Origin of the sequence: Planktotalea sp. (genome assembly GCF_039984035.1) — a bacterium.
Classification (GTDB): domain Bacteria; phylum Pseudomonadota; class Alphaproteobacteria; order Rhodobacterales; family Rhodobacteraceae; genus Planktotalea.
In genome coordinates, this window is sequence record NZ_JBDWVM010000150.1 from 1 (window position 1) to 3771 (window position 3771).

A 3771-nucleotide genomic window follows, 5' to 3' on the forward strand; every position below is an offset into this window, starting at 1 on the left:
TTTGGATCAAGCGGCGGCAAAAAATATTGCGAATGCAATGTGTTATGATGATCTGCCCCGCGTTGCTGATCTCAAAACCCGCAAAAGCCGCTTGGATCGTGTAAGAGAAGAGCAAGAAATTCCTGACGGGAAATTGTTTCATGTGACGGAGTATTTCCACCCCCGCGCAGAAGAAATTTGCGCGACCTTGCCGACCGATCTGGCAAATGCGATTGAGGCACGCCCTTGGGCCATGCGTGGTTTGAGTGCCCTTTTTTCCAAAGGTCGAAGGGTTCGATCAGATCGGATTATTGGGTTTACCACACTTTGGTTTGTGGCGGGTTTGCGTCCATGGCGTAGGCGTCTGAAACGCCATGCAACTGAGATAGCGCATGTTGAGCGATTGATTGCGCTCGCCCATGATTGCCTGCCAGCGCAGCCTGATCTCGCGGTTGAAATTCTGAGCTGTCAGCGATTAATCAAAGGGTATTCCGACACGCATGCGCGCGGTCAATCGCGATTTGATTCTGTGCTCAAAGGATATGATCTGGTTTGTAATCGCGAAGATGCCGCTGACTGGGTTCGCCGTCTGCGCGAGGCGGCGCTTAAGGATACTACGGGCGATGCATTGAAAGGCGCACTGCAAACGGTTGAAAGCTTCGCCGCGCCGAGTTGAGACGATGCCCTGTTTTCAGTTCTTGTCGACGAGGTCTTGGATTGCCGCTCGAACCGACTCTGGCCAGGCTGTGGAGGTTTTTGCACTCACATCAATGCAAACCAAAGTAATCAAAGCACGCAATCGCAGGGTTCCAGCGCAATGGCATTCGATTTGCAAATTCAGGCTCGAGCGACCAATCCGAACCAGAGATAATTGAAAACTGAGCTCATCCTCTAGGACACTCGGCACGAAGAAATCGGTTTCCATCCGAACCGTCGGGACAGTGACCTGCAAGTCTCGCTGCAGGCGATTGAATGAATAGCCAACACAGCGATCGAAAAAGTGCTCAACAGTGAGGTTCAGCATTTCGTAGTAGCGCGGGTAGAAAACGATCCCTGCAGGATCACAATGCTGGAAACGCACTGTTTGAATGTCTTCGAAATGTGGCTGTTTCATCGCGCGCTCCTCTGTCAGCTCTGGTAACAGCCTTTGATCCATTGGAACAGGAGTTCTACCGCTTAACCCGCGGGAAAGATTGCCCGCCTATACGGCAGAATACATTGTCCTCAATTGATCCAACAGGCGATGAATGCGCGACACTTCGGTTCTGAATTGACTGTTCTTCGCCTTTTCCAAGCTGCCATACAAAAGCCGTTCAGCGGCAATCAATTGTCGCCTGCGGATCAAGACATCACCATAGAGCGTCATAGCCCGATTAAGACGTAAGTTCATGCCATTCCTTTTGGCAAGCGTCATTGCACGCGTGAGCACGGCCCCTGCCGCAGTCGATTCATTTTGTGCCAGAAGCAAACGGCCACGAACAATCAATGCTTCACACTCAAGAGCAGGCACGCCCATCAAACGGGCATAATCGACTACCGATAGTAGCGTCTTTGATCCATCAATATATTGCTCCCTTGTATCCAGCAAAGCACTGGAGTGATCGATCGTCAGAGAGACATCCGTGATGTCGATCTGCCGCCTGACATCCTCATGTCCGCCTGCTTCTGCAAAGCGGCGCGCGTTTAACAACTCTGCGCGTGCCTTGTCGACGTCCGTGAGCGAATACAAGAGCGCAAGTTGATGACCAATCACCGCAGAAGCGCGAAAATCCTTGCGAGATAACAGATAAGACAGCGCCGTTTGCAGTTTCTTGAGAGCCCGTTCATGATTACCCAACAGATGGTCACACACACCTAAATGAGCTGTCGCAAGATAATAAATCTTTCCCTTGTTTTGATCACGCTCATCATTGCGAACATCCATGAGGCGACGTCGCGCCGCCTGAATATGGCCGCGTTCCATTTGGCAGATCGCGCGATTGATCGAAATGCGATGCCCCATCGCCCCATCTTCATCACGCCCCTCGATATGTTGGTTAAGCTCACCCGCTTGCCGCAAATGCCCCAGAGCGTCATGCAGATTACCTTGAACCAGGCAAACGAGGCCGACCTCGTTGTAAAGCCAGACAATTTCATCTCGATACAGCGCATTTACTTCGTCCCATTCCTGATCGGGGCGATAATGCGCGCCAATTTGTCCACGCGCGCTGCTTTGCCTTTCAGGGCTCATCAAGGACCAAGCTTTGCGGATGATCCAACGCAAGCGCACTTTATAGGTCTCAAAGTAGCCCCGTTTGCGTATCTCAGCGTCTTTGACATCTTTGTAATCTTCAAACCTTGAAACCACCGCGATCGAGAAGGAAGAGCGCACCATCGACAGAGCCGCGCGCAGTGCTTGCACTTGGGTCGCGCGACGTGCGCTGGAGAAATTCCACTCCTCTCCATCCTGCGCGTGCAGCGGAATATCTGGGTATTGGCTTAAGCTCAGCATCAATTCCCGCAAAAAGCGATATGAGGTGTGGTTCAGGCGCGGCAAGCCAGATGGCATCGAGGCGAAAAGCGAGGGTGAATATTCGTTCGCACGCGCGACATCCGTGGACATTGTACCGAAATGAGACATCACATGGCGCTGCACAGAGCGATGCAATGCGTAGCGAAACTGCGGACGGTCCCCGAGATTGGCCTTGCGCTCTTGCAGCTCTTGCAGACGTGGATGGCGGCTAAGACGGAAAACGATACCGCGCATGCAAAGGCGGTGCATGGCACGGCCGACGAATTTCGTGCGTGAACAGGGCAAGGCCTCCCCCAATCCCGTCAAGTACCGCCGAATTTCGGGTAACCGCACCAAAACACCAACCGTCGTCGGAGAACCGATGGCCGCGAGGTGGCGCAGAAGAAGTTGGTGTAATTCATAATCATCATCCGGCTTTGCGAGCACATGAAGGCTTCGGTAGACCTCAAGTACCGAAGACAACACAAGGCTTTCGCGTTTCGCGCGCGAACCTGTGCGTACTTTGTCGACAACGCCGGAAATAAACTGATCAGCAATTTCAGCACCTTTGACAATCTCACGTTCTCGTAGCGCAAGGGTCTGCGCCGCGGCGAGTAGAATGGTGAGACTGAACCTATTGGCGCCCAACGTGCGCCGAACATTGCGCCACTCATCAAAATCTGGGCTGCCTTCGATCCGAAAACGCAATCGCAAAAGATCGGCGATCTCATCAAGCGTCGCGTTTCCTGCCTGAGAACGTTCAACAATTTTATGCCAACTCGCGGCGTCGCGACCTGTTTTTTCCAGCGTCCTGTCCGGGGAAGAGGCAGAGCAAATCTGGTTCAAATAAGACCCGCAGTTTTTCACCATGGTTTCGCTGAGTGCCTTGGACCCGTCGAGCAAGATTTCCATGTCATACTCAGACACTTCTTCTTCGCTAATGTCCAAAATCACCTCTTTCCAAGGCGGATTTTGCATCGTTTTTAGGGTGTTCTTTGCTTTCAAAAGATCGGCGGTGCACTCTTTTGAGGTTCGGCCATCTTCCCACATCGCAAACGCTTTGAGTTCACTTCGGCCACCATCCGACATAATTCTGGCGTCACGAAATAGCGCACCAACATGCAAACAAATAGCAAGCGGCATGAAGCTGTCGATCAACAAATTCACTGGATTGACGACACGTGCGATATGAACAAAATTCGTGTCTTTGGGCAGAATTTTTCGTTTGGACCTATCGGTTTCGAAATCTAACTGACTATTTTTTATCCGTGCCTTAATCGCGATTTTCGCTGTTTCCGGTA

3 protein-coding genes are annotated in these 3771 nt (G+C 51.8%); 1 reads left to right on the top strand and 2 read right to left on the bottom strand.

The annotated features are described in order from the left end of the window. Positions 1-655, top strand: a 655-nt coding sequence (locus ABJQ89_RS06705) for a DUF6537 domain-containing protein (protein ID WP_348495494.1), incomplete at its 5' end; no start/stop codon positions are given. A gap of 15 nt (positions 656-670) precedes the next feature. Here ABJQ89_RS06705 and ABJQ89_RS06710 read toward each other — a convergent pair. Together ABJQ89_RS06710 and ABJQ89_RS06715 are read right to left on the bottom strand one after the other, a co-directional pair. Further along, a complete protein-coding gene (locus tag ABJQ89_RS06710) occupies positions 671-1093 on the bottom strand; it encodes a thioesterase family protein (RefSeq protein ID WP_348495495.1) in 423 nt (140 codons plus the stop codon). A gap of 87 nt (positions 1094-1180) precedes the next feature. Continuing rightward, positions 1181-3771, bottom strand: a 2591-nt coding sequence (locus tag ABJQ89_RS06715) for a hypothetical protein (RefSeq protein WP_348495496.1), incomplete at its 5' end; no start/stop codon positions are given.